Source organism: Pseudarthrobacter sp. alpha12b, from assembly GCF_054130495.1.
This window is the reverse complement of record NZ_CP196746.1, coordinates 106154-132344: the sequence shown is the minus strand read 5'-3', so window position 1 is coordinate 132344 and position 26191 is coordinate 106154. Positions and strand designations below refer to the sequence as shown.

Below are 26191 nucleotides of genomic sequence, written 5' to 3'. Positions count from 1 at the left end.
TCAGTTCCTTGGTCCGCCCGGCACTTCGAGGAAGTGGTCGAGCGCGGCACGGGTGAAAGCAGCCTGCCCGAGGCCCAGGTGGCCGCCGGACTCCTGTGCCACCAGGACGCATCCGGGGATGCGTTGGGCTGCATCTTCGGCAGGGGCGAACGCGCACATCGGGTCGTCCTTGGCATGAACGATGATCGTCGGGACGGTGATCTTGTCGATGGGCAGGTCGTTGACGGCGGGGTTCGAAACGTAGGCGTCGAAAACGGCACCTGCTGTTCGCGGGCCGATCGGGAAGATGCTCTCCATCATCTCGTCCATCTCCTGCGCCTGCTCGGGCGTCCTCGGGAATCCCGCGGGAACCCCCATCAGGCGGGCGAACTGTACCGGCGCGCCCTTCTTCATCAGCCACAGCGGAAGGTCCCGGTAGAGCAGCTTCGCCCACGCCGGTGGGGCGGCCGCCGTCGGGTCACCGGGGAAATTGCCGGACAGAACGATCAGGTGTTTTGTCCGGTCCGGATAGTGCAGGGCGAACTCAAGCGCAGCGGTGGTACCGGCGGAGATGCCGATGATGTCGACCTGGGAGAGATTGAGGTGGTCAAGCAGTGCGGCGAAGGCGTCGGCCTGGTCCCGTGGAGCCGCGCCGGCAGGAAGTTCGGAGCCGAGATAGCCGAAGCGTGATGGCGCGATGATCCGGCGGCCGTGCAGGATCGAGCGGACGGAGAGCAGGCCGCCGCCGCAGCCGTGGAAGATCCCGTGGCTGACGGGGATCGGGTCGCCGGCACCGGACTCGGCGTACTCCACGGTCCCGAAGGGGGTGCTGGCGTAGTGGCGTTGAACCGCCGACAAGCGGTTCTGGGCAACCGTGGCGTCCCGCCGGTATCCCCGGGCGGCCCATGCGGCGGAGCCCACGACGGCGGCGGTCGCCGCTGCGATGAGGGAGCGGGTGGTCAGGGGTGTCATGAGTGGCTCCCAGCTGAGATCGTGCGCGCCCGCCGGCGTCGCTCTTTACTGTGCGCGTACACCCGCCCGAACAGCCATGCGGGAAGGAGGGTGAGGGCACCGGCCGGACCGGCGGGGTAGATAAACCGGCCGAAGGTGCGCGGCTTTGCAGTCCGCTTGCGGCTGGGGTCCAACGTAACTGTCGCAGAAATGACCCCTTCCTCATTGGAGGCCTGTGCCACGATGCTGCCGTCTGAGTCCGCTATGGTCGCATGGCCCGGGAAGGCCATGCCGGTGGCGGCGGGCAGCCAGTGGACAGGTGCCGGTGAGGCGTAGGGACCGACTTTGTTGACGAAGACCACCGGAACCCCCAGCAGTCTTGCGTACAGAGGCGCCAGACCAGTCTGGATCTGGTGCCAGCGGCGAAGGTTTTGATCGCTCACCACTCCCTTGGCTCGGACCGGCAAGGGCCAGCAGTGCGGCATCAGCACCAGATCCGCGCCGCCATGCTGGAGCAAGGACGGCAGGTATGAGCGGTGGTTGTCATTGCAGACTCCCACTCCAATCCTGCCCAGGTCAGTGCTGATGACATGGGGGCCCGGTTCGCCACGGAAGAAGCACGGCTCATACATCGCAGGGGTTTGTTTGCGGACACGGCCGGCCTCCCCTCCGTCCGGACTGGCGAGCACGAACGTATTGAAGAAGTCCTCACCCGAGGCCTCCAGGTAGCTTGTGCCCAACCAGATTCCGAAGCGGCGGGCATTGGTGCGGAGCCATTGGACGGTCTGGCCCTGGGCCGGCTCGGCCGAATCCCACATTCCGGAATTGAAGACATAACGCGTCGCCATCAATTCAGGCAGCAGGACGAGTTGGGCGCCTTGAGCTGCTGCCCGCTCCACCCAGGGGGCAGCATGCTCCAGCCCGGCCCGGACGCTCTCGGCGGCAGGTGTCTGGATGGCTGCAACCCGGAGTGTCCTGGAGCTGCCGGGAGACTGCTGTTCCGTGTTCATGAAAGCGTCGTCCTGTCCAGGCGCAGGGGTAAAGCTGGCGGCTTCTGCAGTCTGTTCGGCGCGCCGTTTTATGTTTTTCAGTTCGGCGCGGCTCAGGTACGCGTCCGCCAGCCCGTAGGGCATCCGGCGCAACCAGGCAGGTGAGCTGACCGCCCTGGTTCTGATGAGCAGGCGGGTGCGGTGAGGTCCTTCCGGGCTTAGGTAAAAACCCCAGGAGCACTCGGCATAAGTGCCGCCGGCTTCGAGGGCATCTTCCCTTTTCTGCAGCGCAGCGGCGTCAGTAGGGTCCACAGGCACGCCCCTCCACGGGTGTCGACGCGTCCAGTAGACCAGCGCCTGCTCGGGATCGACGATCTTCACGCGCCAGTACGCCATGAAGCCAGGCCCGTCGGCTATGACGTCGCCCGCGGCAACGCGTTGGAATTGAGGCAGGACCACGCTGCTGTTTACCGCTGGGACCCGCCAGAACAGGCGGTCGACCCACTCCGGTACATAGAACCCGGCCCGCCCGTATCCCATCTGCAGAAGCCATGGCCAGATGTCGGATGGGGTCGCATCGATGGTGATCCCGCGGTTCCAGACTGTCGTTGGTTGCGGAATGATTTCGTCCCCCTGGAGCTCAGCACCGGCCTCCTCAGCGCGCGCGCTGGTTCGATGGGAGGCCACTCTCGACGCGATGGCGTCGAAGGCGCGCACAGGTACCATCAGTCACCGCCGCTTCCGTGTTGGGTACCCGGCAGTCTATGCAGGTGCACCATATTCCGGGCAGGGCAGAAGGTCCCGGAGGAGAGAAGGCTGACGCCGGGGCTTGCGGGACGACGGCGACTCCTCGTCTAGGCGCGCACATCCCCTTTGGCGTCTACGGACTCCGCGATCCGCTTGATTGCTGCGAGAGTTTTCGGGATGCCGTCGAGGGCCTGCTGGGTGCGCTCGGCGATCTGGGCGTCAGCGTCAGCACCGTACTTTTCCTTGAACATGGCTATTCCCTCGGGCAGGAATTCCCAGGACTCGCTCAGGATGGTTCCGGCATCTGCAGGGGTGAGGGTGAAGCCCCAGCGGACAAACCTGCCACCCACCACCCAGGCGAACTCCCGGCCGCGTTCGGCAGCCACTACCTGCGAGCGGGTCTCCCAGGTCCGGCGCGGGAGCTCGTTGCGCCCGGTGAACCAGGCGCCGAGCTGGCCGGCACTGTCCTCGTCGTCCCACCAGCACGACGTGCAAACCGGGCTCCACTCACCGGTGCGGGTGATGTCGGAGACCAGGTCGTAGAGTGTCTCGGCGGACGCGTTGACTGTGACCGAATCCTGGTGTTCGCGGATGCTGCTCTGATTCATTCGTCCATCCTTTACAGACGGTCACTTCTTCTGCCGCCGGCTGCCGCCGTGCCAGTCCTCCTGCGGACCGACTGCACCGGGGCTGACCCCGAAGGCGGGAAGCTGCGGCTGCTCACGCAGGCTTCGCTTGAGCTCCGCGAAACCAGGGAACCGTGCCAGCCCCACCACATGGTCCCACAGCTCGGCTGCAGACTGTTCGTCCGGCAGCCGGCTGATGACCGGCCCGAAGAAGGCCACGCCGGCGGGCGGCTCAAAGTGGATAATGGGCGTGCCCACGTCCTTACCCGTGAGCGCCAGCGCCTCATCCGTCTCCTGCCGGATCTCGCCGTCCCAGGAGTCGTCGTCGAGAGCTTCCGCAAGCGCCTTGGGCAAGCCGGCCTGGGCGAGGATCGGTTCCACAAACTCACGGGTCCCCCGACGCTCACGCACCTCGCCCTCGGTGCGCTGCCTGTCCGTGTCCGGGGCGGCCTCGAAGATGTGGGTCCCGAACGCCTCGTACAGCCTGGCGATCGACTCGCGGCCATGCTCCGCACGGGCCCGGGCCGCCACGCGCAGAAGCCGGAGCCCGGCGGTGTGCCCAGCCTCGTACTCGGGCGGAAACTGCGCGTCGTAGTCAACGTTGGCGTTGATCAGGCGCAACGAAATGAACCGCCAGTCCACGGTGTACTCGCGCTGCGCCTGCACCTGCCGCACCCACTTGCTGGTCATCCAGGCAAAAGGGCAGACCGGGTCGAAATAGAAGTTGATGTCCGCATTCACGCATCCACCCTTACACCGGTGTGTGACCTGCGTCTAATCGCCTTTCCCGTTATCCCCGGCCTTCGCCAGCGTGAAGATCCCGTAGCGCATGGCACCGGTGCGGTAGGCCAGGATCAGGCGGGGAATGCTCAGAATGGCGCCGCGATTATGTGCACCAAGAGCGAGGCGGCGTGCCCCGCGGTCGGTAAGTAACGTTTTCACGAGCCGGCCAGCGCAGATCGTCCACGTGCGGGCGACCCGGCGGCTGACATCCTCATAGCCGGTGACCACAAAGCCCGCCGCCTCCGCCATGGCCTCATATTCTTCGAGCGCGCCCATCGAGGGCAGGCGCCCTTCGCGGCAGATCGACTCGAGCAGGAGGCGAATCTTCCAGTTGCTGGCATCGGTCTCGGCGAGCCACGCGCAGATGACGAAGCGGCCGCCGGGCGCCAGCACGCGGTGCGCCTCGGCGAAGAACCTGGGCTTGTCCACCATGTGCTCGCTCGACTCGATGGCCCAGGCGGCGTCGGCCGAGGCGTCGGCCAGCCCGTTGTCGAGCCAGTCGCGGACCTGGACGTCCACGCCCGGCACGGGATGTTCGGCGGCGTAGCGCGCCTGCTCAGCGGACAGCGTGACGCCGGTGACGCGAACCCCGCGCGTCATCGCGAGGCGCCTTGCGGTGGCGCCATAGCCGCAGCCGATGTCGACGCACGCCTGGCCGGGCAGGAGGCCCAGCCTGTCGCCAACAGTGTCCACCAGCGTCTCGACAGCCTCGGCGGGTGTCTCGCGGCCCGTCGCCCACAGCCCGTGATGGACATGCTCGCCCCACACCCGGCGGTAAATGGGATCGAGCTCATCGTAGTGATCCGCCACCGCCGCGGCGTTCTGGGAGATATCGGGGACGATCACGCCCTGACCCTACAACGGCGCTCCAGCGCCAAGGAAGGGTAGGACGACGGCGGGACTCGCCTCCCGCCGTCGGCCTCCCCCACCCTGGCAGGCATCAGACGAGAGGAGTAATGGGAGTTACGGAGAAGGGTGCGGCCAGCATTGACTGCACCACGTTCACGAATTCCTTCACATGGACTTCTTCGTTGTGGGCCTTGAGGTCCTCGTGGCGGGCCCATCCCTCAATGAGGACGAACGTACCTGGCCTTTGATCGTCAGAGAAGACGGTGTATTCCAGGCATCCGGTGTCTTTTCGGCTTAGGGATTGCAGTCCGATGAGTGCTTCATAAAGCGTTGCTTCGTGCCCAGCCTTTGCGATGAACACGGGCATTAACCAGACTTGCGCTTCTTCTTGGTTGACTGTTGTGTGTGGCATTTTTCGTCCTCGGGTGCTCCTGGGCCTGCGGGAGGGGCGGATTGATCGCCGCCCCTCCCGTTGGGTCATGCGTTGATTTGCGGAACCTCGACCCAGGATTCCTTTGCAGCCGACTCGACGATTGCGTCGTCGATGAGAGCCACCTGGTAGCCGTCGGCAAAATTCGGGCTTACGCTGCCGCCTTCTGCGATGGCCTTGAAGAAGTCGTACGCCTCGATGATCTTTGTTTCGCCGTATCCGATGCCGAGGGCAGGGATGGGCCAGAGTGCTTCTCCGTAGGGGTGCGCGGGCCCGGTGTAAACGGTTCGGAATCCCCGGCGGTCACCGGGGTCCGAAGCGAAGCAGACCTGCAGTTCGTCGCGCCGCTCGTAGTTGAACACAATGCTTCCTTCGGTTCCGTGGATTTCGAAGGTGATGAAGTTGTTCCTTCCGTGGGCGTTGCGTGTTGCTTCCACGGAACCCACGGCACCGTTGGCAAAGCGGATCATGGTCATGACTTCGTCGTCCACGTCAACCTGGCCCCGGGGGCCTTCTCCGCCCCGTACCGTGCCGAGCGCGTCGGCACCTCCGGTTTGGAGCGGCCGCTCGGGGATCCAGGTGGACATGAGGGCGTTGACGGCGCTGAACTCGCCGACAAGATAGCGGGCCATGTCAATGACGTGCGTCGCGATGTCTCCGAGGGCGCCGGAACCTGCGATGGATTTCTGGAAACGCCATGACAGCGGCGAGTTGGGGTCGGCGCTCCAGTCCTGCAGGTAGGTGCCACGGAAGTTGAGGATTTGTCCGATTGCCCCTTCCTCGATGTATTTCTTTGCCAGTGCCACGGCAGGGGTCCGCCGGTAATTGAACGCCACCATGTGGACGAGGTTCTTGTCTTTAACCGCGTCGTACATGGCCTTGGATTCTTCGCCGGTACGCGCAAGAGGCTTTTCGCAGATGATGTGCTTGCCTGCTTCGGCGGCGGCGATGGCGATTTCGGCGTGGAGATGGTTGGGCGTGGCGATGTCTACAACGTGGATATCCGGATCGTCGATGATGCTGCGCCAGTCCGCGGTGGAGTTCTCGAACCCGAAGCGGCGGGCCGCCTCGGCGGCGAGATCCGGGTTGGCTTCGGCGATGACTTTGCGGACTGGGAGTGCTGGTGCGGGCCAGAAAAACATAGGCATGGCGGCGTAAGCCAGTGAGTGGGCCTTGCCCATGAAGCCGCCTCCGATGAGGCCGACGTTGAGGTTCTGCATATGAATCTTGTTCCTTCCGGAAGGCAGGGCAGTTGCCGTTGGTGGCAGTCCCTGCGGTTGAAAATTAGTGAGAGAGGAGCTTTTCCAGGTACTTCTTGCTGAGGGCTGCGGCTTCCCGGGGGTCACCGTCGTAGTTGTCGAGTTCCACCATGAGCCAGCTGTCATAGCCGCTTTCCCGGATGGCGGCGATGATGTCCGGGAAGTCGAGCTCGCCCTGTCCCAGTGGCAGGAAATTGAAGGGGTCCTTCTGGAAGTCCTTCAGGTGGACGTGCTGGATCCTGCCGGCGTACTTCCGGATGACCGCGGCCGGGTCGGCACCGCCGGCCGCAAGGTGGGCGGTGTCCGGGCAAAAACCGATCCGGGTGAGCGGCATGAGCCTGTCCAGTTCCCCCGGGCTTTCGACGATGGTGCTCAGGTGCGGATGGTAGCTTGCCGACAACCCGAAGCCTTCCGCGATGTCCGTGACGCTGTCCAGCGCCTCACCGAGCCGTTGGTAGTCCTGGTCAGTGGTTCCGGCGGCGCGCCGTGCCCCGCCACCCACCACGAGCCGTTCCGCTCCGAAGCTTGCGGCCAGTTCGGCGGCGCGGTGAATGCGGTGCATTTCGTCCGGGAGTATGTCGGCGTAGATGAAGTTCGCGCCGGTGTAGACGCTTGTCAGTTCGACTCCGGCGGTAGCGAGGATTTCCTTGAGTTCTTCGGGCTTGTCTGCATAGTCCGCGAGGTTGCCGTCAAACATTTCAACGCCCTCGTAGCCGACGGATGCGATGTCCTGGACTGCTTGCCGCATAGACCCGTGGGTCAGATAGAAAAGGTCCTTCACGCTGGTCACACCTTGCGGGTGGCCGACGACGCCGCCCCAGGTGATGGAACAGTAACCGAGTTTCATTGCTTCTGCCTTTCAACGGTGGAGGAAGACTTGAGTAATTCGCGTGGGGCCTCAGTGCTGGGAACATCAACCCATGACCGTTGTGCAGCGGAGGTAACGACCGCGTCGGTAATGAGGGCTGCCCGTAATCCGTCCCGGAACGTGGGCAGGCCTTCAGGTGTCTGCCCCTGGATAGCTGCGTATACGTCGGCGACGAATGAGTTAAAGCTGTCCTGGTATCCCTGGGGGTGCCCCGGTGGGAGTTTGGCGTACCGCCGGCCGCCCGGAGTCGTCAGCGTTTGCGGGCCAACGGCGATTTCGGAGCTGGACCCGGTGCCGCCCACGTGAAGGGTGTCCGGCCGTTCCTGGTTGAAGCTGAATGACGCTTCGGTTCCGTCGAAGGAGAACCACAGGCGGTTTTTGCGGCCTGGGCTGACTTGGCTTACCACCAGGGAACCTGTGGCACCCTTGTCCGTCTCGAACAGGAGCGTGGCCCCGTCCTCGGTGGCAACGGAGGACACCCGGCCGCCGGTTTCGCGTTGGTCGTAGGCCCTGCTGGTCTCCGCCACAAGCCTGGTGATTTTGTGTCCAGTGGTGAACTCCATCAGGTCACACCAGTGCACGCCGATGTCACCGAACGCCCTGGAGGCTCCTCCGATCGTTGAATCGACCCGCCAGTTCGTGGCTCCCGCGCCGGCGAGCCAATCCTGCAGGTAGGAACCGTGCAGGAGCCACAGCCGGCCGGCGTCGCCGCGGAGGATACGGTCGCGGGCTTCGCGGACGGCCGGATAGAACCGGTAGACGAAGGGCACTCCGGTAACGACTCCCGCTTGGTCCGCGAGGGCTGTCAATTCCCGGGCGTCCTCAACGCTCGTCGCCAGTGGCTTTTCGCAGATGACTGCTTTTCCTGCCGCAATGGCTTTGCGGGCGAGGTCGGCGTGGGTGGCATTCGGGGTGCAGATGTGGATGACATCCACATCTGCCCGTGTGATCAGTGCTTCAGGGGACTCGGCTGCGGTGCGGGCGCCGAGCGCGGGGGCTGCGGCTTCGGCAGACGCCTTGCTGCTGCCGGCGACTGCGATGACTTCAGCGCCTGCCGCGCGCACCGCATGGGCGTGGACAGAACCCATGAATCCTGTTCCGATAATTCCTGCGCGAAGTTGGAAGGTCACAGTCGCTACTTCTTTCGGGCGAGGGCGACGGCCAGGATGATGATCGCGCCGCGGACCACCTGCTGCTGGCTGCTGTCGAGCCCTGCGAGGATCAGCCCGTTGTTGATCAGGCCGATCAACAGGGCGCCGAAGAGGGTGCCGATGATGGAGCCGAACCCGCCGAAGAGGCTGGTTCCACCCAGGATGACGGCGGCGATGGCGGAGAGTTCGTCTCCCGATCCCCACTGGAACCGTCCGGACTGCAGCCGGCCGGCGTAGAGCATGCCGGCGACGCTTGCCACCATGCCCGAGATGAGGAGCACCTGGAACTTGATGCGCTTGGTATTGATGCCGGTGAACTCAGCGGCGTTGCGGTTGCCACCTGTGGCCAGGACCTGGCGGCCAAACCTGGTGCGGTTCAGCACGACGGCGCCGATCGCCACGAAGATGGCACTCCAGACCACCAGGCCCGGAACAGGACCGAAGTTGCCGGATCCGAACAGCGTGTTGAACGTGTCGTTCAGGATGGGCTGGGGAGCCGACGCCGTGATCCACTGGGCAACGCCGACGGCTATTCCCAGCATGCCGAGCGTCACCAGGAAGGATGGGATGCCAAGGAGGCTGACCAGGGCACCGTTGACCGATCCGACCACGAGCCCGACGGCGAGGCCGGCGAGGATGCCGGGGACCAGGCCCCACTGGGAGAGCGCCATCGCAGTGCACACGCTGGAGAGGCCGGCCACGGATCCGACGCTCAAGTCAATCTCTGCACACGCGATCACGTAGGTCATGCCCACGGCGATGACGGTGATTGTGGCTGTCTGCCGGAAGATGTTCAGCAGGTTGTTGGGCGACAGGAAGCCCTGGTCGCGGAGCAGAACGGCGAAGAAGAGGAAAACAACGACGAAGCCGATGTAGATGACGTAGCGCCGCCAGTCGAGTTCCTTGAGGATGGTGCCGAAATTTCGGGGGGCCGCGGTGTCCCGGGCCGCCATGGTGTTTACTTTGCTCACTTTCAGACTCCCTGGACTGCAAGTTGGAGATATTCCTCGTCAGCGATCTCGCTGCGGGGGATGTCACGGATGATGGAGCCGTCCTTGAGGACGAGGACGCGGTCGCTGACCGCGAGTAGTTCGGGGTACTCGGAAGAGATGACGATGACGGCCTTGCCGGCACTGGCAAGCTCCCGGATCATGTCGAGAATTTCGCTTTTGGTGCCGATGTCGACGCCCGCCGTTGGCTCGTCAAGGATCAGGATGTCCGGATCGGTGCCCAGCCACTTGGCGATGACCACTTTCTGCTGGTTTCCTCCCGAGAGCAGCCGCACCGGGCGGTGGGGGTGGGCCACCTTCACTGCGAACCTCTTGATCAGTGATGCGGACAATTCCTTACCCTTTCCGCCGTCCAGAAAGGGTCCACGCTGGATCTGGCCGAGGAGGGGAAGCAGCAGGTTGTCCTGGACGGAGTGCTCCAAGACGAGGCCTTGGGCCCTGCGGTCCTCCGGGATGAGGGCAACTCCTGCGTTGATAGCCTGTTGCGGCGAGCTAAGGTTGGCCTTTTTGCCCCGCAGGAAGACTTCACCGCTGTCCAACCTGTCAATGCCAAAGAGAGCACGGGCGAGTTCGGTTCGTCCGCTGCCCATCAGCCCTGCCAGGCCGAGGATTTCGCCAGGCCGGACCGTGAACGAAACATCCCTCACCCGCTGCCCCGCGTTAAGCCCACGGACCTCCAGAAGCGGCGCCCCGTCGTAGGCCACATGATCACGCGCACGATAGGAAAGCTGCCCCTCGATCTTCTTGCCGACGATGCCTTCCACGATCTGTTCGGGAGTGACGTCCGTCAGTGGTGCGGTGAGGAGATGGTGGCCGTCGCGGAGGATGGTGATCCGGTCCGCGAGCCGGTACACCTCATCCATGCGGTGGGAAATGTAGATGATGGAGATGCCACGCTGTTTGAGGCGGTCAATGAGTTCGAAGAGCGCTTCGGACTCATGCCGGGCAAGGCTGGCTGTGGGCTCATCCATGATGAGCACCTGGGCATTCTGCGCGAGTGCCTTGGCGATCTCGGTCAGCTGCCAGTAAGCAGTGCCGAGCCGTGCGACTCCGGCGCGCGGGTCGACGTCGACCTCCATCTCACTGAAGACTTCCCTGGCCCGGCGCACCGAGGCACGGTCGTCGATGAGCCCGCCGGTGCCGAGCGGTTCGGCGGCGAGGAAAATGTTCTGCGCAACGGTCAGGCTCGGTACCAGGCTGAACTCTTGGAAGACCATGCCGATGCCGGCGGCCTTCGCGTCCTGGATCGAGTTGATGGCGGTGGGCTTGCCTCCGATCAGGATCTCGCCGGCGTCCGCCTGGTAGACGCCCTGGAGGATCTTCATGAGCGTGGACTTCCCTGCGCCGTTTCCTCCTGCGAGCGCATGGACTTCACCCTTGCGGACGTCGAAACTGACATCCTTCAATACGGGAACGCCGTTGAAGCTCTTGGAAATCGAGCGCATTTCGACGACATTGTCTGTGGTATTCATCGTTGCCCTTTCGGCGCGGTGCGGGGACGGGACCCCCGCACCGCCGGTTTTTGGCTACTTCTTGTAGGAGTCCTGGATGTCCTTCGGGGCGTCCTCGTGGTAGACCTGCTTCCAGGCATCCAGGACGTTGGAGTGGTCAACCGGAAGCGCACTCAGAGCCACATAAGCGGGCGCTTTCTTGCCGATGAGCGCCCCCGCGGCCAGCCGTGCTTCCGTGACGCCCTGGTCGAACGGAACCTGCGCTCCAAGGCCGACGACGAGTTCGTCTTTGGCCAGGGCAATCGCGACGTTCTTGCCGAGGTCCTCCGTGGCGATCTTCAGGTCCGGCCGGCCCGCGGCCCTGGCTGCGGCCATGACGCCTTCTGCAGGAACGTCCCAGACCGCCCAGATCCCGGACAGGTCCGCGTACTTGCTGAGCATTGCGTTCGCAGCAGCCTGGGCATCACCGGCGAAGTCCGGCCCGGCAATCCCCTTTTCCTCGACGATCTTGATATCCGGGTATTCCTTCGTAATCGTTTCCTTGAATCCCTGGTAGCGCTGCTTGGTCACAAAGAAATCGGCCTGGTGGAAGACGACCCCGATCTTCCCCTTGCCGCCGAGGGCTTTGGCCATTTGGTGGGCGGAGACGACGCCATTGCCGTAGTTGTCAGCGGAAACCACAGAGACATAGTCTTGGCCGGCCGTCAGTCCCTGGGGGATGTTGTCCATGAAGACGAGCTTGGTGCCGGCGGCCGCGGCTTTCTTGTAGGCGGAGGCCGTAGCTACGGGATCCGTGGGGATGGAGACAATAATGTTCGGGTTCTGCGACATGACCGTCTCGATGTCCGAGACCTGCTTGTCCGGCTTGAAGTTCGCATCAGTGGTGGCAATGACCTTGACACCGAGCTTTTCGAACTCGGATTTTAGTCCGTTGATCTGGGCGGTGGCCCAGTCGTTGCCGCCGTAATGCATCACAATGGCTGCCTTGGCGTTGAGTGCCTTGACCTTTTGAATCTCGTCAGGAGTGAGGTCTGCCGCGGACGCCGGGGAGGGCGTCTCGCCGTTGGGCCCCTTGCTCAGGACCTGTCCCTTGATCTGGTCAAGGGCCTGCTGGGCCTTGCTGGACACACCGGCGTCGGGCGCATTGGACGTGCCGGTGGTCGAACTGCTGCAGGACGCGACGGAAAGGGACAGGACTGCGGCAAGGGCCACAAACGGAAGCCTGCGGATCATCATTGTTCTCCAGTGCTTGGGGTGAGGGTGAGGGTGGGGGTGGATGCCTGGGATTCAGGCGAGGGCAATGGCCAGGGCCGGCGGGACCGGGGACAGGACGAGCCCGCCGGAGGCCGAGGCTGTGCGGATGGCAGTGGCTTTGTCTGAAGCTCTCAGCAGCGCCTCTGCATGTACTTTGTAGACGAAGAAGCCCAAGGAACACGGACCGTGGTGGGCTTGAACCCACTTCACTGCCTCGTTGGCCGCCTTCGCCATGTCGCCGCCCGCTTCCGCGGCCGGGCCTCGAAGGGTGGAGACTGACGCGGGTTTGCCCGAGTTGTCGACGGAGACCGCCAGGCTTGCCCAGAGACGATTTTCATCAAAGATTCCGATGACCGCCGAGGAGCCGGCAGGGACAAAGGTGCGGACAGCGAGTGCAAGATCGCCGGGCGCTGTGTCCCTCAGGAGTGCTTCGAGATTCGCCCACTGGTTCTGGTCGATATCCCGGAGCCCGGAGTTCGGTTCGAGCGCGAGTTCGTCCACGATGCGGCTGGTCATCCCGCGCCTTTCTTCATCGAAATATCTTCTCCGTAAACGATTACGAGAAAACCGTAAACGTTTACGGAGACCATCGTAAACGTTTACGGAGAAGAGTGTCAAGCATCACATTGAGAGCTGTTTCGGGCACGGGGAAATCCCGGCGGACGTAAGATCAAAACGCACGGAACCAAACGGGATCAAGGGGGTTCCGTTCGCGATGTGCAAGACAGGAGAGAGTGTGGCAGGCAGAGCTGTTCCCCGCGAGGCGACCGAGGGGCTGCCCGATGCACCACTGCGCCGGAAGCCCACCATCAACGACGTGGCCAGCATCGCAGGCGTCTCCTTTGGCACGGTCTCGCGGGTACTCAATGACGCGCCGGACGTGAGTGCGGCAACGCGGCAGCGGGTTCTTCAGGTGATCAAGGACATCGGGTACCGCAGGAACCGGGCAGCCACGGCGCTGGTCACCAGCCGGTCCACGTCCATCGGCATACTGTCGGACGGCTCTCCGCGGTTCGGCCCGGTGGGGACGCTCATGGCCCTCGAAAACATTGCGCGCAAGAAGGGGTACGCCACTACCGTCATTAGCGTCGAACGGCCCTACGAGGAGTCGGTCCAGACCGCCCTCGACACCCTGGACGACACCGGCGTTGGCGGAATCATCGTCATCGCCCCGGTGGTGGACATGGCAGCAGCCGTATGGAACGCTTCCTGCCGCATCCCCGTGGAGATGATTGCGGCGGGAGCATCATCGACCCCAAACGTCTTCACCTATTCGGAAAACCAGGAACTGGGCGCACGGCTGGCCACCCAGCACCTGATAGACCTGGGCCACACCGACATCGCCCACTTCGCCGGCTCCATGGAGTGGTTCGACGGCCGGGTACGCAAACGCGGGTGGGAGGCCGCGCTGCGCGACGCCGGGCTGGCACCAGGGCTGTGCCTCGAAGGCGACTGGAGCCCCGGGTGGGCTTACAAGACCGCACTCCAGCTCGTCAGGGACCAAAAGGTACCCCAGGCAATCTTCGCCGCCAGCGACCACACCGCGCTCGGGCTGATACGCGCCTTCGCCGAAAACGGGATCCGGGTGCCGGAGGATGTGAGTGTGGTCGGTTTCGACGACATTGAAGGCTCAGACTACTTCCTGCCTCCCCTGACTACTGTACGCCAGGACTTCACCGCCTTGGCGCTCATGAGCATGGAGGTGCTCCTTGGCGCAATGGAGGGCCGGGACGTGGACCGCACCCCCATCGCGCCCACCCTTGTTGTCCGCGACAGCACCCGCCGGGCCACCTCCCGGAAATAGAAACCGCCGGAAGGGCGACGGCGAGAAGGCCTCCCGCTGCCGGTTGTCCAACAAACAGGTGCAACGTGTTCAAGGCTGGAATCCCCGGACCAACCCACGAAAAGAGCGAGGCTAAACGTGCACCAGGACGCCGCCCGGTTCCTGTCCCAGCCGGTGGCCGCCCAGCCCGGCTCGCCGCTGCGCGTGGCGGTATACTCTTTCCTCGCCTAGGCCATCCGCAACGGCCTCCTCACCCCCGGCTCCATGATCCCCACCGAAACCGAGCTCGGCGCCGACATGAAAGTCAGCCGTACCGTGGTCCGCGAAGCCCTCATGCTCCTCGAGGAGGACGGGCTGATCAGGGCGCGGCGCGGCGTCGGACGCTTCGTCTCAGACACGCTCCCCCACATCGGCATCGAACGCATCCGCCCGTTCGAGGAGGTCCTCGCCGGCCACGGCCAGACCCTCGAGGTTAGGACGGTGTAGGAGAGCGCGAAGACGGCGCTGGAGACGCCCTGCAGGAACCGGCCGGTGACCAGCAGTTCCAGCGTGGGCGCGGTGATGCAGAGGACGGTGCCGGCGCCCATGATGCCCAAGACCAGCAGCAGCGCGGCGCGGCGGCCGATGAAGTCGCTCCACCGGCCGATCACGGGCCCGGCGATCGCGCCGGCCAGGAAGAACGGGGACTGGACGGGGGCGGCGGCGGCGCCCTTGCCGAAGCTGGCGGCGATCTGCGGCAGCGCCGGGGTGACCATGCTGGCGTTGAGCTGGGGGACAGTACGCCCAGCAGCAGCGAGAAGATCAGCGGGGCGGCGCGGCGGCCGGAGAGTTTGGCGGCGTCGTCCGGGAGTACGACGGCGGCAGTTGCGTCCGCGGGCGGCGCGGCTGCTGCAGGGGTTGGTGTTCACATCAAACTCCTTTGTTGGAGCAGGTTTTGGAGTGAGGACCGTTTCCCGGGGTAACGGTCGGATTGTTGTCCGACCACGTACGATGCGCGAGTACAACCATGTGTTTAAACTTTTTTCTCCATCCGGCCGCTTTGCCAGCCCCGCGAGACGGACTTCCCATTAGCAATGCACTTCCTGCTGTCACCGTGGTCGGCAGCATCGGCCTGGACCTGATCGCCACCACCGAGCGACTGCCGACGGCGGGCGAGACCATCGGCGGCGCGGTGCTGTCCGAGCGGCCAGGCGGAAAGGGCGCCAACCAGGCCGCGGCTGCAGCACGCTTGGGTGCAGTGCCCGCATGGTGGGCGCTGTCGGCAAGGACGCCTCCGGGCAGCGGATGCTGGAAGCTCTGGCCGCTGCCGGCGTGGACACGTCTGATGTGGCCGTCCTGCCGGAGTCGACCGGGACTGCGCTGATCGTGGTGGACCGCGAGGGCGAGAACCAGATTGTGGTGTGCCCGGGAGCGAACTCGCACCTGTCGCTGGACGGGGTGGAGTTCGGCCCGGAGGAGGCGGTGCTATGCCAGCTGGAGATCGGGCTGCCCGTGGTGGAGGAGGCCGCCCGGAAGGCGCGGGGGTTCTTTGTGCTGAACGCGGCGCCGGCCATGGACCTGCCGGCGGAGCTGCTGGAGCGCTGCGACCTCGTGATCGTCAACGAGAGCGAGTACGCCCTGATCCCTGCCTTGGCATCCGCCAAACTCGTGGCGGTGACGTACGGCAGCGAGGGCTCGGCGATGTTCGAGCACGGCCGGAAGGTGGCCGAGGCGCCCTCCGTGCCCGTTGCGGTGGCCAACACGGTGGGCGCCGGCGACGCGTTCTGCGCCGCCCTGGTCCTGGCGCTGCGCAGCGGCCTGGACTACACCCCCGCCCTGGCCGCAGCCAACGCAGTGGGCGCCGACGGGGTGGGCGACCCATCCTCGCGGCCGAATTTGGCACAGCTGGGCCACTACGTGGAGCGCGTCGCCACTGAATCGCGCGCCTCCTCATGACTGTCACTCTGCCGCTGACTGTCACCTTCCGGCGGGCAGTGCCTGCGGACTTTCCCGAGGTCCGCCGCATCACACGCGACGCCTACCTGCGGGCCGGGCACTTCGCCGCCGACCATCCTTACATGAGCGTGCTCGAGGACGTGGAGCACCGCGCCGAGCATGCGCAGGTCTGGGTGGCGGAGGCTGCCGGAAAGGTGGTCGCGGCGGTGACCCTGACATTCGCCGGCCAGCCGTACAGCGAGATCGTGCAGGACGGCGAACTGGAGTTCCGGATGCTAGTCGTGGACCCGGCCTACCAGGGCGCCGGCGTGGGCCGGGCCGTGGTGCAGGAGATTGTGGCGCATGCCCCGCACCTGCCCGGCATCGAGGCGATCAGCATCACCAGCGCCACATTCATGGAACGCGCCCACAGCCTTTACAAGTCGTTGGGCTTCCGGCGGACGCCGGAGCGGGACTGGTACGTGCCCGGCGAGGACGTGCTGCTGTGGGTGTTCCGGCTGGAGGTCGATCGCTGAGCCTGGCGATACCTGCCTTCCGATAGTCCACCTCCTCCACCATCCGCTGCGACTTACGCTCTTGGACGGCCAGGGCGGCTGGTCCGCACCTAGCGCAGTGCCGTGGCCCTGCTGGGCACCGGAGGAACCGGTGCGGCACCACACCCTGGTGGGATGTTCGATCAGAAGCACGCCATCGCCCCCTGGGCGGCCACCGTGATCCGGCCCGGCGAGAACATCGTGCTCGACGCCGGCTCCACCGTGGGAACTGCGCGGGCGCGAAAAGCTCTCCGTGACCACGCCAGGGCATCAACACCATGCAGGAACTGGCCGATTCCGAAGGCATCGAGGTGGACTGCCTGGGCGGCCGGCTGCGCAGCGTTTCACAGAGTTTTGTCGGGCCGCCGGCCGAGGCGGCGCTGGAGCAGATGAGCTCCGAACGCGTGTTCCTGGCGCCGACGCCGTCACCGCCGAGGACGGCATCTGCGAAGCCGACCACGCCCAAACCCGGCTCAAAGAGCTGATGGCCCGGCGCGGCCGGGAGGTCTACGTCCTAGCGGACTCGTCCAAGCTCGGGCTCCGGCCCTTCCACGCCTGGGCGCGGTTGGCATTGCCGTGGACCCTGGTAACGGACGACGGCGCCGATGAGGAGAAGGTTCAGAAATTCCGGGACGCGGGGCTACAGGTCGAGGTGACTGACGTCAACTGATGATCCGCGCGCTAATGCGAGACGGTGTCTATTTTTCCTTTCGGACTGGCCTGTTCCAGCAACTCGTCAGCCGTCAGCGGGTTCCAGTCAATGGCACGAATTCCGACGGCAGACCTAATTGCGTCATTTAGCTGGTTACGACATGCGTTGTGGTTAGGCATAATTCTGTGCTTGTCATAGTCCCACGCACTGTGTTGAATCACGAGGGCATAGAGCCGCATTGTGGCCTGAGCGACTTCCTTACTTGAAACAATCAGAAGCTGGTTGTATCCGGCAGTGACCTCGATGTACAGGTCTTCAGCAGCATCAGGACTATTTCCATTGAGTCGGAACTTATGGTAAATCTCGCAGTCCCGCTGAAATTTTGCAGCTTCCTCAACAATGAAGGAGTCCCACCGTTCATGCTTCTCGCGTTTTAGCTTGACTTCGTCATTGATACGGGCGCCGAGCCACGTCAGGAATGCGGCCAAAATGGCAGCGCCAGCGGCGATCGCAGGGGTGAGCCAGCTAGGGGTGTCGCTGACAAGGTGGACGGTGATATCAGATGGAGGCATGAGTACATATCTAACAGAAGGGAAGGGCTTTTCCTGCATCGAGGCGAGCAGCATGCCGAACGGCAGAGCCTGCTGCCGGCTACCACTCTTCCGGGTCAATCGCTTCATCTTGAATGAATTGCGCTGAACGCTAGTGGTATTTATCCGGACGAGTCCAGGAATTCAATCAGGCCAAAGCTGTGCCTCAGCAGTGTGCACATATCTGGCATGAATATTCTGACTTAACGGTGCTGAGGCGAGCTGCAACAACGCCGAGGACTGGTTGATCCTGCATCGGTCCTGCTGCAGCTCTGCAATGCTTTTGAAAAAGAACATGACATCCACTAGCCGCCGTTCCCCTTGAATCTGGTCCCAGTCGCCATTTACGGGACACAGCTGAGTAAGATCTTTTTATCCAATCACATCTTTGGGGGAATCTAATGGGACGTCGGAGTCGAGAACGTCGCGAACAGAAAGTGGCAGGCAGGCCCAGGTCGCCGGAGTCACGGCGCCGAAAGGCTGGCGGCCTGTGGTTGCAGCAGCGTGGATTGCAGCTTGGACAAACGCTTCCAGAGTTCTCCGCAGCGGCTGCTATCGACGGGAGTGCTTGGATTCGACAGCGCCTACTTGCTAACCACAATGTACGCATGATCTCGTGCGGTCGGCTCCCGCACAGATACCTTGCGGTCTGCTGGCGACCGCTCCGGCACATGACTTTTCTTTATGCAGGGCTCCGTAAGAGCGGACTTGACCTAACGAGCCACCCCTCGGATCACTCCGGTGATTGGAATGAGCACCTCCGTTGGGGATTGGATAGCATCCAACAATCCGTGCGTCTCTTACTGGCGGGTCAAATAGTGACAGCTGCCGTCATCGCCCGTGGCCAATTGGAAAGGTGGACGGAGAACCGCGCGCACAATCTGAAGACAGAAAAACGCGTTGGTGAGTCGATGGAGGAGTACACCCATCGCGTTTGGCTCCTTCATCCACTGAACTTCCTCGGTCTGGAAATAGCTTCTGGCGACACCGTTGAGGTTTGCGGGGAGGAGGTGAACCCCAGACTAGTCATGCGGGGCCTGAACCGTGTTATTCACGGAGAGCAACATATAGCAGCCATATCGTGGGCGAATGAAGGATATGCAGACCTTTCCGAAGATGCCATAGCGGCGGTGCATCTAGTCACAGACGCACTCCTTTTATCTGTCGATCAACTCACTATCTGCATATCCACGCTGTTGCAGGAACAAGGGAAGCACGATGACGCCACCTTCGTACGGATGCGCCCACACGTGCCGTTAGTCGCTTTAACTCCTCTAAGTGAATCACTATGGCCTGCAAACTTGCTCCTCATTCAAGAGGGCGGCGCGGATAAAGTCGCTGTGGAAGCTGCCAAGTATGAGGCGGTGCATAATGGTGCACGTCCAGCCGGCCGCCTCTACAATGATGCCGAAATGATGCTCCTGTGCTTTGCGCATTACAGAGCGCGCAGTCTGCAGCATGCATCGCTTGCTTTCGATGCAGAATCGCAAATCGTCGGCCCACTGACGCAAAACGATTTATCCGGCAGTGAGCTTCCGCCCGTTTTGGTCAGCGAAATGGCCGCTAAACTAGCGTCCTGGCTACCCGATGGCTCGCCAGCACGGGCGGCGGCCACGACCATAGCAGACGCTCTTAGAGGTTCGTATTGGCTGTGGCTTGAGGACGACTTAAGGTCCATGGCCACTGTACGCGTCGTCTTGGAGCAGAGCGCCCGCCTCAGGGTTTGGAGACTTAAACCCAAGTATGGCTCCGATCTCGAATTATTGAGCAATCCTTCGCGATGGCTGGCCCGGGCTGGCTGGGGGCGCCTCTCCGCCCTTAACCGTGCTCTCGGCGAGTTCTCTCACTTCCGACCTGATGTTAAATGGGGTCCTGCCTTCGAGCTCTTGAAGCTGCTAAATCCAGACGCAACCCCGGAGACCGCACCTCATACGGCACGGAGAAACGCGTTGGAGGTTGTAACCAGATTGGCTGCCCGCGAGATTTGCGATCAGGTCCGAGTCTTGGACCCGGAAGTTGCTAACGCCTTCTCGACAATCGCATCGGAAATTCTCGCAGGAGGCCCAGAAGTCGACGCTAGGCTGGATAGCTTCCTCAATCACTCGTTTGGCTTCAAATCCTACGAGCTCCCCGCCGATAACTGGGTTAGGTCCTCGCACGCGGCCAAAATGGCAATACCCGTCACCGCCGCCGCGCAGGCGTCGGACCCCGCCGTTCCCGTTGATGGAGTCGAGGATTCTCCAACGTAGGATGAATGCCCTTAACACGAATGTTGGTGAAGCGGAGTACAACATATCCCAGACGAGAACCGTCGCTATCGAAGCTTGCGCGCGGTTCTACTACATAAAGTGACACAGGGCTGTTCAGCATCGACGTAAGATGCGGCCGTTGTAATCAACCCGGTCCCGCCTCGCCAATCCGAGTCCATGTGAAGGCGAGCTGGGTCGCTCATCTCTTTGGGACGAGGAGCCTACAAAAGACCGGCTCTGGTTCTCGGGTTTCCAGAAGCGTGCCTTGATCCCGTTGCCGGCCAGCAGCGACGTTTGCAACGACGACCGCGGGACTACGTTTCGCCGTCGTCCCGGTAGGCGCCGGCGAACGGCAGCCGCTCCCCTGAGGTCCTGCCGTCCGCCACAGCCCTAAGGGTGCACTAGCACTTTCACCGCCGTTTAGGTCCGTGTTTTGGAGGGCAAGGTGGCTGACGCCTTCGGCACCATCTCGGCGGGGATTCTTGCGGACGGCCCGGAAGTCGATGCCCGGATTGATAGCCTCCTCACCATTACCTCGACTTCCACTCCTACACACTTCCCGTGTCGACAATTGGGTACGGCCGTCTCCACCAGCCATATTTATTACACACGAGCTGGGATCACAGGCCGAGGACGGTTACGTGGGCTGAGCTCGGGCACTCCAACAGAAGGCATAGAAGACATACTTGTCGAGCCTTAGACCGCGGATGGGTCGACATGCAGAACGCCGGATTCGACTGGTTCCCAACGGATAGCGTTCGCCTTTACGCGATGGCTGCAAAGGCCAGGAAAAGCCTAGATTCGGAGAACTGATGGGTCTTTCGGAAACAGCTGCCGGGATGCAAGCCGATTACGCAAGCTAGGCGTCGGCGAGGACGAGAGAGGCAACCTGCCGGCCCCCGTTCCCTTGAACTACCACGACTGCAGGAACTCTGTAACCGACGGGGCACCCTTGGTCAGCGTGCTGCGCCAGCTGAGCAGTCCAAGGTCTTGGAGGCGACCGACCACAACAATAGGATGCACGCCTTGATCTCTAGCGACGGCAGCCACCCATCTCTCAGTAACGCGTTCTGGCATATGAGAGGGAACCTGCGGCAAAATCCATCTTGCAGCCAAATCGTTTGCAGATTCCTCTTCTGCGGCCCCGCGCCGACCTTCGACATCAATAATCAAGTAGTCGTCGACATGACCCAGAGTGACATGAGCAACCTCGTGCAAGAGTGAAAAAAGCACTTTGTCGAGTCTCTGTCCACGACCAGATATGCCAATTACTGGTGATCCCTGGAGTACAAAGGACGCCCCGTCGACCTTGCTGTATGGAAAATCCTCAACAAAGGTGAGGCGTACGCCAACTGCAGCGAACATTTTCGGCAGCTGGGCGAATGAAGGGGGAGAATTGACTTTTCTGCTGAGCGTTTCCGCGAGTTCCCGTAAACCATCGAGTGTGAATGCGGAAGCCTTCATGTCCTCAGCCCTTTGCCGCACACATGCGAGCCAGGTCATCTGTGCGGGACTTACGCTCTCATCACGTTTTGCGGGATGAGCAATGACAGGCAGTTGTGGCGTGTCATTGATTGACTTGAGTCGAAAGAGCTTTAGAAGCTGCTCGGCCTGTCCTTGCGGAGACGCTTCCGTAACAATGCCACGTTTACGAAGAACGGACACAGGCGCGAGTTCCATCAGCCGGGCTCGTAGCCGCACGTCGTGCAGCTCGCTCTGAGTCTTCTTATTTTGTAGCTGGGTCTTGAGCAGGTAGCTGTCTTGGAGATTCAGCCACATTTCGGGAGGAGTGCCCAAGGCTGCGCCGATTTGCGCGGCCGACTCACGCGTAATTTCCTTCTTGCCAGAAATGATCTCTGAGACGAATTGCGCAGGGCGCCCCAAAATCTCAGCGAACTCTGCCTGTGTCCAGGCCCTCTCATCCAGCTCTTTGGCAAGGTATTCGCCAGCTGGAACAACCTCAGCCGACACAGCATTCATCACAAAATCCTCTAAGCCGGTCCTCAACTAGTTCCAGAATCCTTGCAGTCGTCTTGCCCGTCGATGCAGAAGGACAACCCAAAACGCGCCCGTACGGTGGACGGATCACAGCTCTCTCTCAGCGTGGCCGGATTGTCACTTTTGATTGGCACCCAAATGCCTTCAGCGCATCGGTCAAGACAAGCAGCAGAATTCGCCGATCGGCCATTGTGCCCGGGCAGCAACGAATGCCATAAACGCGGTTCATCGACCCAGTCCTCCTAACCATTCGTCCAGTGTACCTGCGGGGCAGGTACACCCGTTGCGGAAACAGCGAGACACCATTCTGCGCCGTGTGGCCCCAGCTCGTGGAGAACCGTTACCGCGTGGCTGTGTCCTCCCGGCCATCTGCCGTTGGCCACACCTAACTTAATGTTTATGCGCCTTGCCTGATTAGGCCTAGGGGTGATGACAATGATACGTTAAAGCGGCTGGCAATCATCATGACCCGTACTCTTAAATGGAAGGCCCTGTGATCATGAGGCAAAGAACAGTGAAGGTGTGTGCTGTCGGTGGTAACGCCTGCGGTACGCCGCGGCAGCTTTGCGGCCCCGACCGCGTCTGCCCCAAACACCACAAGCGGATGCAGAGATGGGGCCGTTACGATCCCCTATGCGCAATCGGCGGAGCAGAGTGCGGCAAAGATGTCCGGCTGTACGGCGCCGACGGCAAGTGCCGTGAGCATTATTTCTACGCTGACCCACAACCATGCGTGGAGGACGGCTGCACCCGGGTACCCAGCGTCGACTACAACAAATTCGTACAAGGCAGATGTGACAAGCATTATCAGGCACATCAGGCAGCTACTATGCGGGCGGGTCTCGAATGCTCCGAAGTAGTGCGCGGGGACTGTGGCCCTTCGGGGCGGCTCTACGACAGCATGTGCCGGCTGCACTTCGAGCGAGTGAAGACGTATGGTTCGGCAGCGTCCCCAAACTTAGTTTGCAGTGACGCAGATTGCGACGTCACGCCGGAGACTGAACCTAATAGGTTCTACGCGCTTGCGGTCCTATGCACCATGCACTACTTGCGCATTCGACGAGGAGAGGTAAGACGAAATGACCTCGGGGAGCGGATTTGCCCACAATGCGGCAGGGACATGTCGTACGCCCGTCGCAATTCAAAGTACTGCAGTGGCAGATGTACCTCGGCTGCGTCAAGAGATAGAAATATTGACGCAGCACGCTTCCGTGCACGCGAGTACAGTGGACGCCGGAAGGCTCAGAAACTGGGCAACCCGGGGTATCTCAAGTTCAGCATGGAGGAATGGTTGGACCTCGTAGACTCCCTGGACTGCACCTGCACGTACTGCGGCGGCCAGTTTCATCCAAACGACCTGGAGATGGACCATATTGTTCCGCTTGTTAAGGGAGGCCCGCACCGACTCTCCAACATCACTCCTGCCTGTGGCGCATGCAACTCATCGAAAAGGGATCGCCTCCTTTTATTCGAGTGGGCACCCAAACTATTAGGAGGGAAGCCTCGCTGGAACAAAGAAGCGCCTCGCGGAAGCCAAGGTAACCCGTGGAATCCGGCCGTATGGCGGGACGAGGCTGGGCCACTTCCTTCTGTACTCACCCAGGCCACGGTTTTTCCGGAGCTATTGCGCGCGATCCAACTTACGGAGCTCTTCTTCAGCAAACCAGACGAGGAATGCGCCGCATAGATTTCAGCGGCGCATCGCATTTCCCGGCCCAAGCTCGCCGTGGCCCCGTCTTCCCCAGCCAGCGGGGCGGGGCAGACCGAGATATGAGGCATCGAAGTTCCCGGTTGTCGGCCCAGGTACAAAGTCGGCAGTTCCTTACGAACGCCGACGTAGAGCACCTTGGAGCGGTCGTGGATGGTCTCCTTGGGCGGCGGGCACACAGCATTGTAGTTATGTGCCCGCCGCTTCTCCGGCGATGTGGAAGTTCCAAACCGGACAGTGTTGAGGCATGATCGCCGACATCCACACCCATACAATGCATAGCAAGTACGTGCGAGATCGATGAACGCTGCACGGCAATGGGGACGATGCCAGCGGCAAGCCAAGAAGGCAGCGCCTCCCCACTGCCCGCAGCAAGGGAAGTGGGAGCTGTGGCCGGCAACAACAACGCCAACCTGGTGTGGAGCATAGCGAATATTCTGCGGGGCACCTATAAACCGGCGCAGTACGGCTCGGTAATCCTCCCGTTCACCATCCTCCGCCGCCTTGACTGCGTTCTCGAAAAGACCAAGGACGCTGTCCTGCAGGAAACGGAGGCCAAGAAGAACCTGAACATCCCGCTGGACACCTTCCTGCAGAAGGCCTCAGGCCACAGTTTCTTCAACGTTTCCATGTTCAACTTCGCCAAGCTCCTGGATGACCCCACCAACATCAAGGCGAACATCCTCAATTACGTCCAGGGCTTCTCGGAGAACACCCGGGACATCTTCGAGCGCTTCGAGTTCTACAAGACCCTCGAAAAGCTGGACAGCGCCGACCTGCTCTACCACGTCACCAAGGACTTCGCGGCGATCGACCTCCACCCGGAGATCATCAGCAACATCGAGATGGGCCTCATGTTCGAGGAGCTTATCCGTCGATTCGCCGAGGCCTCCAACGAAACCGCCGGTGAGCACTTCACCCCGCGCGAGGTCATCCAGCTCATGGTCCAGCTTCTGCTGAACTATGACGACGACGTCCTCACCAAGGAGGGCATCGTCCGCTCCATCTACGACCCCACCGCCGGCACGGGCGGCATGCTCACCGTCGCCCAGGAACACCTCCACGCGTTGAACCCGAGCGCTTCCCTCGTCGCCTACGGCCAAGAGATCAACGACGAGTCCTACGCCATCTGCAAGTCGGATCTGCTGATCAAGGGCCAGGACATCTCCAAGATCTCCGTCGGCGACACCCTCGCCAACGACCAGAACATCGGCCAGCAATTCGACTTCATGCTCTCCAACCCGCCGTTCGGCGTCGAGTGGAAGAAGATCCAGCAGCAGATCCAGAAGGAGCACGAGCAGTACGGCTTCGAGGGCCGATTCGGCCCGGGCCTGCCGCGCGTGAGCGACGGCTCCCTACTTTTCCTCCTGCATCTGATTCGCAAGATGCGTCCCGCGCACGACGGCGGCTCCCGCATCGGGATCGTCCTGAACGGCTCGCCGCTGTTCACGGGAGGCGCCGGCTCCGGTGAGTCCGAGATCCGCAAGTATGTGATCGAGAACGACCTCGTCGAAGCAATCATCGCGCTGCCCACGGACATGTTCTACAACACCGGCATCGCCACCTATATCTGGATTCTCTCCAACAACAAGAAGCAGAAGCACGCGGAACGCGCCGGCAAGATCCAGCTCATCGACGGCGTCGACTTCTTCCAGAAAATGCGCAAGAGCCTCGGCTCCAAACGCAAGGAACTCGGGGCCAAGGACATCGAGCGCATCGTCCAGCTCTACGGTGCCTTTGAGGACGACGGCGAGACCTCCAAGATCTTCAATAACCAGGACTTCGGCTACTCCACCATCACCGTCGAACGTCCGTTGAAGCTCAACTTCTCCTGCGCGCCCGAGCGGGTCGACGCCGTTCTGGCTCAGAAGCCGGTCGAGAAACTGTCCGACGACGACCGGCAGCTTTTGGAGAAGACGCTCACCCGCCTCGGCGAAAACGAAACGAAACGCTGGAAGAACCGCGAGGGCTTCGCCAGGGTCCTCAAGCCAGCACTCGCCAGCGCCGGCTTGAAGCTCGGCGCCCCGGTCCTGAAAGCCGTCCTCGCCGCGCTGTCCGAACGCGACGAGACCGCCGACGTCTGCAAGGGCCCCAAGGGTACGCCGGAAGCCGATACGGACCTTCGCGACACGGAGAATGTCCCGCTTGGCGAAGATATTCACGGCTACTTCGAGCGGGAGGTCCTCCCTCACGTCCCCGACGCCTGGATCGACGAAACCAAGACCAAGGTCGGCTACGACATCCCCTTCACCCGGCACTTCTATAAGTACGTGGCGCCTAGGTCTTTGGAGGAAATCGACACGGACCTCAACAAGCTCATCTCCGAGATTACGATGCTTTTGGCCGAGGTCGAAAAGTGATTCGCCTTAAGTACTCGGCTCGCGTCATCGCTGGAC

General features: G+C 62.4%; 22 protein-coding genes and 2 pseudogenes. 8 read left to right on the top strand and 16 right to left on the bottom strand.

Translation table 11 applies throughout. The annotated features are described in order from the left end of the window. The 13 genes from ACTAQI_RS00585 to ACTAQI_RS00525 all read right to left on the bottom strand — a co-directional run bounded on the left by ACTAQI_RS00585 (nt 1) and on the right by ACTAQI_RS00525 (nt 12863). A complete protein-coding gene (locus ACTAQI_RS00585) occupies nt 1–951 on the bottom strand; it encodes an alpha/beta fold hydrolase (protein ID WP_457948801.1) in 951 nt (316 codons plus the stop codon). Beyond that, complete coding sequence (locus ACTAQI_RS00580; RefSeq protein WP_457948800.1) at nt 948–2645, bottom strand: carbon-nitrogen hydrolase family protein; 1698 nt, start codon at nt 2643–2645, stop codon at nt 948–950. The genes ACTAQI_RS00585 and ACTAQI_RS00580 overlap by 4 nt, the downstream gene beginning before the upstream one ends. Nucleotides 2646–2773: 128 nt before the next feature. Then, complete coding sequence (locus tag ACTAQI_RS00575) at nt 2774–3274, bottom strand: SRPBCC family protein (protein ID WP_457948798.1); 501 nt, start codon at nt 3272–3274, stop codon at nt 2774–2776. A 21-nt stretch (nt 3275–3295) separates the two neighbouring features. Next, entirely contained in the window at nt 3296–4033 is a 738-nt protein-coding gene (locus ACTAQI_RS00570) for a mycothiol-dependent nitroreductase Rv2466c family protein (RefSeq protein ID WP_457948797.1), read from the bottom strand. 33 nt (nt 4034–4066) lie between these two features. Then, entirely contained in the window at nt 4067–4921 is an 855-nt protein-coding gene (locus tag ACTAQI_RS00565; protein WP_457948796.1) for an SAM-dependent methyltransferase, read from the bottom strand. Between the two features lie 94 nt (nt 4922–5015). After that, nucleotides 5016–5336 (bottom strand): putative quinol monooxygenase, encoded by a 321-nt coding sequence (locus ACTAQI_RS00560; RefSeq protein ID WP_457948795.1) that lies wholly within the window; start codon nt 5334–5336, stop codon nt 5016–5018. 65 nt (nt 5337–5401) lie between these two features. Beyond that, a complete protein-coding gene (locus ACTAQI_RS00555; protein ID WP_141943033.1) occupies nt 5402–6574 on the bottom strand; it encodes a levoglucosan dehydrogenase in 1173 nt (390 codons plus the stop codon). A gap of 64 nt (nt 6575–6638) precedes the next feature. Then, the gene (locus tag ACTAQI_RS00550) at nt 6639–7460 is read right to left on the bottom strand and encodes a sugar phosphate isomerase/epimerase family protein (RefSeq protein WP_457948794.1); all 822 of its coding nucleotides are present in this window, start codon (nt 7458–7460) and stop codon (nt 6639–6641) included. Then, a complete protein-coding gene (locus tag ACTAQI_RS00545) occupies nt 7457–8611 on the bottom strand; it encodes a Gfo/Idh/MocA family protein (protein ID WP_457948792.1) in 1155 nt (384 codons plus the stop codon). The genes ACTAQI_RS00550 and ACTAQI_RS00545 overlap by 4 nt, the downstream gene beginning before the upstream one ends. Before the next feature lie 5 nt (nt 8612–8616). Then, entirely contained in the window at nt 8617–9603 is a 987-nt protein-coding gene (locus ACTAQI_RS00540) for an ABC transporter permease (protein ID WP_457948790.1), read from the bottom strand. Nucleotides 9604–9605: 2 nt separating this feature from the next. Then, a complete protein-coding gene (locus ACTAQI_RS00535; RefSeq protein WP_457948788.1) occupies nt 9606–11114 on the bottom strand; it encodes a sugar ABC transporter ATP-binding protein in 1509 nt (502 codons plus the stop codon). 54 nt (nt 11115–11168) lie between these two features. Then, entirely contained in the window at nt 11169–12329 is a 1161-nt protein-coding gene (locus ACTAQI_RS00530; protein ID WP_366367964.1) for a substrate-binding domain-containing protein, read from the bottom strand. 51 nt (nt 12330–12380) lie between these two features. After that, entirely contained in the window at nt 12381–12863 is a 483-nt protein-coding gene (locus ACTAQI_RS00525) for a hypothetical protein (RefSeq protein ID WP_457948787.1), read from the bottom strand. 220 nt (nt 12864–13083) lie between these two features. Here ACTAQI_RS00525 and ACTAQI_RS00520 point away from each other — a divergent pair, with 220 nt between their 5' ends. Next, the gene (locus ACTAQI_RS00520) at nt 13084–14151 is read left to right on the top strand and encodes a LacI family DNA-binding transcriptional regulator (RefSeq protein WP_457948786.1); all 1068 of its coding nucleotides are present in this window, start codon (nt 13084–13086) and stop codon (nt 14149–14151) included. A gap of 434 nt (nt 14152–14585) precedes the next feature. Here ACTAQI_RS00520 and ACTAQI_RS00515 read toward each other — a convergent pair. Then, nucleotides 14586–15034: pseudogene (locus ACTAQI_RS00515) on the bottom strand (MFS transporter); the annotation flags it as partial. 162 nt (nt 15035–15196) lie between these two features. Here ACTAQI_RS00515 and ACTAQI_RS00510 point away from each other — a divergent pair. The 4 genes and pseudogenes from ACTAQI_RS00510 (at nt 15197) to ACTAQI_RS00495 (ending at nt 17268) form a co-directional block, all read left to right on the top strand. After that, nucleotides 15197–16065: pseudogene (locus ACTAQI_RS00510) on the top strand (ribokinase). Further along, nucleotides 16062–16580, top strand: coding sequence for a GNAT family N-acetyltransferase (locus tag ACTAQI_RS00505; protein WP_457948784.1), 519 nt, complete (start codon nt 16062–16064; stop codon nt 16578–16580). Before ACTAQI_RS00510 ends, ACTAQI_RS00505 begins: the two are co-directional and overlap by 4 nt. 296 nt (nt 16581–16876) lie before the next feature. Then, nucleotides 16877–17083 carry a hypothetical protein gene (locus ACTAQI_RS00500; protein WP_457951133.1) on the top strand — a complete coding sequence of 69 codons (207 nt, stop codon included), beginning with the start codon at nt 16877–16879 and terminating at the stop codon, nt 17081–17083. After that, on the top strand, nt 17041–17268 hold the full coding sequence (locus ACTAQI_RS00495; protein WP_457950956.1) for a hypothetical protein: 228 nt from the start codon (nt 17041–17043) through the stop codon (nt 17266–17268). The genes ACTAQI_RS00500 and ACTAQI_RS00495 overlap by 43 nt, the downstream gene beginning before the upstream one ends. Before the next feature lie 11 nt (nt 17269–17279). On the opposite strand, the gene ACTAQI_RS00490 is transcribed toward ACTAQI_RS00495, so the two are convergent. Continuing rightward, nucleotides 17280–17930, bottom strand: a complete 651-nt coding sequence (locus ACTAQI_RS00490) for a hypothetical protein (protein WP_457948783.1) — start codon at nt 17928–17930, stop codon at nt 17280–17282. A 728-nt stretch (nt 17931–18658) separates the two neighbouring features. Between ACTAQI_RS00490 and ACTAQI_RS00485 the strand changes: the two genes are divergently transcribed. Further along, nucleotides 18659–20089, top strand: a complete 1431-nt coding sequence (locus ACTAQI_RS00485; protein WP_457948781.1) for a hypothetical protein — start codon at nt 18659–18661, stop codon at nt 20087–20089. 912 nt (nt 20090–21001) lie between these two features. Here the strand turns inward: ACTAQI_RS00485 and ACTAQI_RS00480 are convergent. After that, entirely contained in the window at nt 21002–22069 is a 1068-nt protein-coding gene (locus ACTAQI_RS00480; protein ID WP_457948780.1) for a helix-turn-helix domain-containing protein, read from the bottom strand. A gap of 499 nt (nt 22070–22568) precedes the next feature. Between ACTAQI_RS00480 and ACTAQI_RS00475 the strand changes: the two genes are divergently transcribed. Both ACTAQI_RS00475 and ACTAQI_RS00470 read left to right on the top strand, forming a co-directional pair. After that, nucleotides 22569–23774 carry an HNH endonuclease gene (locus tag ACTAQI_RS00475; protein ID WP_457948779.1) on the top strand — a complete coding sequence of 402 codons (1206 nt, stop codon included), beginning with the start codon at nt 22569–22571 and terminating at the stop codon, nt 23772–23774. A 338-nt stretch (nt 23775–24112) separates the two neighbouring features. Continuing rightward, nucleotides 24113–26155 carry a type I restriction-modification system subunit M gene (locus ACTAQI_RS00470; RefSeq protein WP_457948778.1) on the top strand — a complete coding sequence of 681 codons (2043 nt, stop codon included), beginning with the start codon at nt 24113–24115 and terminating at the stop codon, nt 26153–26155. Nucleotides 26156–26191: the final 36 nt, after the last annotated feature.

What these genes read in the sequence shown, in the direction of transcription:
- ACTAQI_RS00530 (WP_366367964.1), bottom strand. Translation starts at nt 12,329, where the DNA reads ATGATGATCCGCAGGCTTCCGTTTGTGGCCCTTGCCGCAGTCCTGTCC.
- ACTAQI_RS00475 (WP_457948779.1), top strand. Translation starts at nt 22,569, where the DNA reads ATGGAAGGCCCTGTGATCATGAGGCAAAGAACAGTGAAGGTGTGTGCT.
- ACTAQI_RS00505 (WP_457948784.1), top strand. Translation starts at nt 16,062, where the DNA reads ATGACTGTCACTCTGCCGCTGACTGTCACCTTCCGGCGGGCAGTGCCT.
- ACTAQI_RS00560 (WP_457948795.1), bottom strand. Translation starts at nt 5,336, where the DNA reads ATGCCACACACAACAGTCAACCAAGAAGAAGCGCAAGTCTGGTTAATG.
- ACTAQI_RS00575 (WP_457948798.1), bottom strand. Translation starts at nt 3,274, where the DNA reads ATGAATCAGAGCAGCATCCGCGAACACCAGGATTCGGTCACAGTCAAC.
- ACTAQI_RS00585 (WP_457948801.1), bottom strand. Translation starts at nt 951, where the DNA reads ATGACACCCCTGACCACCCGCTCCCTCATCGCAGCGGCGACCGCCGCC.
- ACTAQI_RS00480 (WP_457948780.1), bottom strand. Translation starts at nt 22,069, where the DNA reads ATGAATGCTGTGTCGGCTGAGGTTGTTCCAGCTGGCGAATACCTTGCC.
- ACTAQI_RS00525 (WP_457948787.1), bottom strand. Translation starts at nt 12,863, where the DNA reads ATGACCAGCCGCATCGTGGACGAACTCGCGCTCGAACCGAACTCCGGG.
- ACTAQI_RS00470 (WP_457948778.1), top strand. Translation starts at nt 24,113, where the DNA reads ATGGGGACGATGCCAGCGGCAAGCCAAGAAGGCAGCGCCTCCCCACTG.
- ACTAQI_RS00500 (WP_457951133.1), top strand. Translation starts at nt 16,877, where the DNA reads ATGCAGGAACTGGCCGATTCCGAAGGCATCGAGGTGGACTGCCTGGGC.
- ACTAQI_RS00555 (WP_141943033.1), bottom strand. Translation starts at nt 6,574, where the DNA reads ATGCAGAACCTCAACGTCGGCCTCATCGGAGGCGGCTTCATGGGCAAG.
- ACTAQI_RS00535 (WP_457948788.1), bottom strand. Translation starts at nt 11,114, where the DNA reads ATGAATACCACAGACAATGTCGTCGAAATGCGCTCGATTTCCAAGAGC.
- ACTAQI_RS00550 (WP_457948794.1), bottom strand. Translation starts at nt 7,460, where the DNA reads ATGAAACTCGGTTACTGTTCCATCACCTGGGGCGGCGTCGTCGGCCAC.
- ACTAQI_RS00580 (WP_457948800.1), bottom strand. Translation starts at nt 2,645, where the DNA reads ATGGTACCTGTGCGCGCCTTCGACGCCATCGCGTCGAGAGTGGCCTCC.
- ACTAQI_RS00490 (WP_457948783.1), bottom strand. Translation starts at nt 17,930, where the DNA reads ATGAAGCGATTGACCCGGAAGAGTGGTAGCCGGCAGCAGGCTCTGCCG.